The sequence below is a fragment of the Megamonas rupellensis DSM 19944 genome (assembly GCF_000378365.1).
Taxonomy (GTDB): Bacteria; Bacillota; Negativicutes; order Selenomonadales; family Selenomonadaceae; genus Megamonas; species Megamonas funiformis.
The window spans coordinates 1-6,164 of the sequence record NZ_KB899621.1 but is presented as its reverse complement, the minus strand read 5'-3'; the positions used below and the strand labels follow the sequence as shown (position 1 = coordinate 6,164).

The 6,164-nt window shown below is 31.1% G+C and carries 3 protein-coding genes and 2 tRNA genes; 3 read left to right on the top strand and 2 right to left on the bottom strand.

The window, feature by feature from the left end:
- Positions 1 to 3: 3 nt before the first annotated feature.
- Positions 4 to 88, top strand: a tRNA-Tyr gene (locus F553_RS0111320).
- 177 nt (positions 89 to 265) lie between these two features.
- Here the strand turns inward: F553_RS0111320 and ebgA are convergent.
- Both ebgA and F553_RS0111310 read right to left on the bottom strand, forming a co-directional pair.
- On the bottom strand, positions 266 to 3,340 hold the full coding sequence (ebgA, locus tag F553_RS0111315; RefSeq protein WP_019000184.1) for a beta-galactosidase subunit alpha: 3,075 nt from the start codon (positions 3,338 to 3,340) through the stop codon (positions 266 to 268).
- A 40-nt stretch (positions 3,341 to 3,380) separates the two neighbouring features.
- Positions 3,381 to 4,835 (bottom strand): amino acid permease, encoded by a 1,455-nt coding sequence (locus F553_RS0111310; protein WP_019000183.1) that lies wholly within the window; start codon positions 4,833 to 4,835, stop codon positions 3,381 to 3,383.
- A 303-nt stretch (positions 4,836 to 5,138) separates the two neighbouring features.
- On the opposite strand from F553_RS0111310, the gene F553_RS0111305 reads away from it, so the two are divergent.
- The gene (locus F553_RS0111305; protein ID WP_019000182.1) at positions 5,139 to 5,996 is read left to right on the top strand and encodes a helix-turn-helix domain-containing protein; all 858 of its coding nucleotides are present in this window, start codon (positions 5,139 to 5,141) and stop codon (positions 5,994 to 5,996) included.
- Positions 5,997 to 6,077: 81 nt separating this feature from the next.
- A tRNA-Arg gene (locus tag F553_RS0111300) sits at positions 6,078 to 6,155 on the top strand.
- Positions 6,156 to 6,164 lie beyond the last annotated feature (9 nt).

Genomic DNA, 6,164 nt, shown 5'->3' with positions numbered 1-6,164 from the left:
AATGGGTAGGTGCCCGAGTGGTTAAAGGGAACGGACTGTAAATCCGTCGCCGTAGGCTACGATGGTTCGAATCCATCCCTGCCCACCATTTTGTAAATTAAAGCTTCGATTTTATCGGAGCTTTTTTTGTTTTTCATCATCATTTAAAACTAAAGCACTAATAGTTATTATACTTACTATTAGTGCTTTTATTTTTATAAAAAAAATTGTACCCTAACAAAACATTAGGGTACATAATATTATAATTTTATTAGAGGCTATTTTATTATTTATCAAGACAAATTCTTTCAGCAGCTAAATGTTTATCCAAAACTTCTTTATTATTAAATGGAGTCAATCTAAAGGATAATTTAAAGTCTTCAAATTTTGCACGATATTTATCCAATTGCCACTGACCACAAGAATTTGTACCTAAAGCATTTTGTTTGTAATCTACATTAAATACAATGTAATCACGTTTTACTAAATCACAAGTATGTTTTGCATCATCTAAATCTTTATCTTCATACCAAGAAGCACTGAAATTAAAATCACCTTCAGTTGATGCTAAAAGACCCATACCTCTGTCATTTGTCATAGATACCCATTTACAACCCATATGATTTCCATTTTCTTGAGGAATTACATAGTTTGTAAATAATCCATCTACAGTATTTGCATATAAGCCCATTTGCGCTGCTTCTTTAGAGTCTGCATAGTTTTCGCCAGGTCCCATACCGAAATAGCGTACATGTTCCATAGATTTATCTAAGTGCATGCTTACACCAATTCTAGGTAACATATCTGGTGCTAAATCAACTCTACCAGAAGGAGTGCCTTCTACATCAATTAAGATATCGCCAGATGGGCATACTGTATATACATATTTTGTTTTGAAGTGCCATGCACTATTAGTTGTACTATTGATTGTATCTACTTCTACTTTTAAGATATTGCCTTCCATGTGATAATCAATATTCATCACTACTTCATGTTCAAGATGTAAGAAGTATACTTTTTTCAATTTATCAATGATTTCCATATCATTGCTGATAGGTGCTCTCCATAAAGTTAAGCGAGGACCTTTGCTCAATACTTGCATACCATCACGAACAATATTCATTAAATTACCATTTACTAAGTTAAAGTCTAAAGAGAAGTTAGCGCCTTTTACATGTAAAGTAGTATGTTCTTTTTCAACATTTAAAATACCTTCTGGTCTTACCATGATACCTTCTTTATATAAAGGTAATTCAAATTGAGCAGTAGCAAGTTCATGACCGCTAGAAGCATAACTTGTATCTTCTCTTAATTGATAAGAAATATTTACATAGTAATGAGCTCCTGGTTTTACTTTGATTACAGATAAATCATATGGTAATGTAATGTCTTTATTTGCTCTAGCTTCAATAGAAGGAACAGCCATAAATCCAGTTTGAAGAATTACATCATCTTCCATAACTTTATAAACGAGGTTAAATCTATCTAAATTTGCAAAATCATAACGACTTAATAAGTTTATGATACCTTTTTGAATATCTACAGCAGTAGTTGTAATTGGTTCAATAACTTTTTTATATTCATATAAACCTGGAGATGGTGTTCTATCTGGCATGATTAAGCCATCGATACAGAAATCTTTATTGCTTGGGTCATCACCAAAATCTCCGCCATAGCGATAATATTTTTCTCCGCTTTCTGTGAAGGATTCAATACCATGGTCAAACCATTCCCAAACGAAACCACCTTGTAATTTATCATGAGCATATACTAAATCTTGATAATCTTTTAAGTTTCCTGGGCCATTACCCATTGCATGGCAATATTCGCAGTGAATATGTGGTTTTTTAGATTTTTCAATGATATCTTTCATGAGATATGGTTTCTTTGGATTTTCAATCCATGTGTACATTGTAGAATAAACATCAGCAGATTCTACATCAAAATCGCCTTCATAATGAACTAATCTTGTAGGATCCATTTCATGTGCTACATCTGTCATTTTGCGGAAATTACAACCAAAAGCAGATTCATTTCCTAAAGACCAGAAGATAATAGCAGGATGGTTTTTATCACGTTCAATCATGCGAGTCATTCTAGAAACATAAGCAAGTTCCCAAGAAGGATCATCTGTAATCCATTTATAATCACCAGTCAATTCAAAACCATGACATTCCAAATCTGTTTCAGCGATTAAATACATACCATATTCATCACATAAATCGTATAGATAATAAGAATTAGGATAATGAGATGTACGAATTGCATTGATATTGAATTGTTTCATTAAAATAATATCTTTTTCAATTTCTTCTCTAGATACTACACGACCATTTTGTGGGCTATAATCATGACGGTTTACACCTTTAAATTTAATAGCTACACCATTTACTAAGAAAGTTTCGCCATTTAATCTAATATTGCGGAAACCTACATTTTGAGGAATAACTTCTATAATTTGACCGTCATCTTCTACAGTCATAAATAATTTATATAAATAAGGAGTTTCTGCTGTCCAATGATTTACATCAGCGATTACTTCATCAATACAAGCTTTACCTTCTTTAGCTACTACAGTTTTTGTAAATACAGTATTTTCACCAGCATCTACTAATTCAAAAGTAACATTAACTTCTTTTGTTGTACGTAAGAAAGCTTCTACTTTGAAAATACCATTTTTATATTCATCATCTAAATCAGCAATTACTTTATAATCATTGATACCATCTTTAGGCACACCTATTAATTCTACATCGCGGAAAATTCCACTTTCCCACCACATATCTTGGTCTTCTAAATATGTGCCATCAGACCATTGATATACACGAACAGTTACATCATTTTCTTCGCCTACACGAATTAGATCTGTAATATCAAATTCAGATTCATTTCTAGCAACTTTGCTATAGCCTACTTCCTTGCCATTAATCCATAAATGATATGCAGAGTCTACACCGCAAAATCTAATGATAATTTTTTTATCGCGATAGCTTTCTTCTACAAAAAATGTACGTTTATAAATACCTGTTGGATTTTCTGTTGGCACATATGGTGGATTAATAGGGAAATTATACCATAAATCAGAATAGTGCATTTTGCCGTAGCCTTGTAACTGCCAATTTCCTGGAACTGTGATATCGTCCATTTTAGTTACATCAAAATCACTATTAAAGAAACCTTCAGGACTATATTCTGGAGCATCTAAAAACATAAATTTCCAAACGCCATTTAAATTTTTAAATGCATGAGTATATCTATTGTTATTTAAAAGTGCCTTTTCTTTAGATGGAAATGTCAAGAAATGTGCTCTTGCTGGCATTCTATTAATTCCATCAATTTGATGATTTTCCCAAGTTTTCATAAAAAATTCCTCCTAAATAATATCTAAATTTGTCTATTTATTATTTTTGATTTAATTTCTTTTCATAACGGTTCCAACAAACCCAAGCAATACCCATAAATACTACTACACCTAATACATTATAAACAAGTGTTAAAATAGGATTTGCTGCATCTTGAGGTAATGTACCATCTAAATATTGCATAATTAATGTTGGGTCTGGAACTGTAGACATGAAGAATACGAAGATGAATACAAGTAATAAGAATACACCTGCAAAGATACCAAAATTTCTACTACCAAATCTAAAGCTTCTATCCATATCGTCTTTTTTCCAACGTAAAACGATATAACCAATCAATAATAATAATACTGGTAATAAAGATGTTGCTGCTGTCATATTGATGAGCATCTGTAAGAAGCTATCCATATTTCCGATACCTAAAGCTGGAATAATAAGCAATACGCTAACTACGATACCTTGTACAATTAAAGCATTTGTTGGGTTACCTTCATGATTAGTTTTTACAATCCATTTACCAAAAATACCTTCTGGAATTTCAGAGAAGAATACTTTTACTGGAGCTGCTGTCCAAAGAGCTAAAGAACCTAAGCTTCCTAAGAATAAAATTACACCTACTAAGCGAACCATGATATCGCCTGGAATACCAAAATGTGTACCTAAAATTTTAAATACATCAAAAATACCATTAGCAAAGTTATTTTGTAATGCAGCTGTAGGAACTACTAAACCTACGGCAATGGAACCTAATACATACATCAAACCAACAAAGATAGTGGATAATACCATTACCTTTATAAAAGTTTTATTACCGCCCTTTACATCTTTTATGTAAACACCAATACTTTCACCACCACCACAAGCTTGTAAAACCCAAGCCATAGTCATAAAGAAAGTCCAATCAAATCTTGGAGTGATTGTTTCCATAGAAAATTCTTGTACAGGAGCTTCACCTAAACCAAATACTACGATAAACGCTAAGATAACAAACGCTATACCCATGAATAATCTGGCACTACCTGCTAAGTTTGTAACAATAGAAATCCAACTTACACCTTTGATACAAACATATGTTGCAATCCAGAATAACACTATTGAAACTAATGCAATAATCAATGTAGAATTATCGCCCACAAAAACATTCGTACCAAAAAGTGCATAAGAACCTTGAATTAATGTCTGTGGCAATAAAGAACCGAAGAAGAATAAATTTACAAAGAAATAACACCATGCACCTAAAAATGCCCATTTAGAACCTAAAACGCATTCTAACCAACTATGAATACCAGATTCTTTATCAGAGTTTGCTGAAGCAAATTCACTCATCATCAAAATAAATGGTAAGAAATAAAAAACAGAACCAAATATATAAGCTGGAATAGTAGCTAATCCAATTTGTATGCTATTATTAATAATACTTGGAAAAGTATATACTGCCGAAAAAGTCATCATCATTAAAGCTATTTGACCTAATCTCGCTCTTTGATTATCCATAACAATTCTCCTTTTCTGTATATTCTTATTATTCTTTTTAATTTAATAAATAAAAGATAATAAAAATAACAAATTATCAATCTTTTTATCAAGTATATACGTATTTACTTCGATTATTATTATAGCATTTGCCCTTAGCAGACTCTATCAGCTATGTTGAAATATTTTATATTTATGTTGATAAAATATTATATTTAAAATATATATTTGTTGATTTTTTATACTTATGTTGACAGAGGTACATTGACTATCTCAAAAATTCTTCTTATAATATACTCAAATAAAAATATTGAAGGTGTTTTTATGGGAAAAATCTTTAAAAATGATGTAAGTGTTTTATTCAACAACAATCCTATAAGCGAAGATTTCCACCTCTATGAATGTGGTTATGAAGAATGTAAGCCAACCAAACCTTATGAATTTGTTCCTATTGATTATTGGGTAATTCATTATTGCATTGCTGGTGAAGGTATTTTTCAAATCGAAGATAAACAAAACCATATTAAAGCTGGCGATATTTTTATGATACCGCCTTATACAAAAAACAAATATTATCCTTTACCTGAAAATCCTTGGAGTTATCATTGGATCGGTTTACGCGGAAAGCAAATTCACAAACTTTTAAGCATGTGCGGATTAAGCCCAGAAACGTATATTATTCATAATGAACTAGATACACATCTTAAAAATCTTTTTGAAAAAATCTATCAAGAATTTCAACGAGAACATTATTTTAAAAGTATTTCTACAACTTTTTTATTATTTGACTATCTTGGTAATCATTTACGCTTAAAACAAAAAGCAGAACTTTCAACTACAGAAGTTTATTTCAATGCTATTTTAAATTACATTCACAAAAATTATGCTGATAATATCAGTATTTCTGATATTGCTACTGCCAATAATATCGACAGAACATATGTCTTTAAATTATTTCAAAAATATTTAAAAATAAGTCCTAGTCAATATTTACAACAATATCGTCTAAGTAAAGCATGTACATTATTGAGAAAAACTTCTTTGAGTATAACAGATATTAGCTATACTGTAGGTTTTCAACATGCTCCTTATTTCACTAAATTATTTACACAATACATTGGAGAGACGCCTTCTGAGTATCGCAAAGAATATATGCGTTTTGGTGAAGATTCTTTTTCTTAAAAAAAATTTATAAAAAACACTTGCCAAAAAAATATATCTATGCTATTATATAGAAGTTGCTTGTGAGAGCAATAAACAAATGGCCTTGTAGCTCAGCTGGATTAGAGTGTTTGACTACGAATCAAAAGGTCGCAGGTTCGAGTCCTGCCAAGGTCACCATTTGTAATG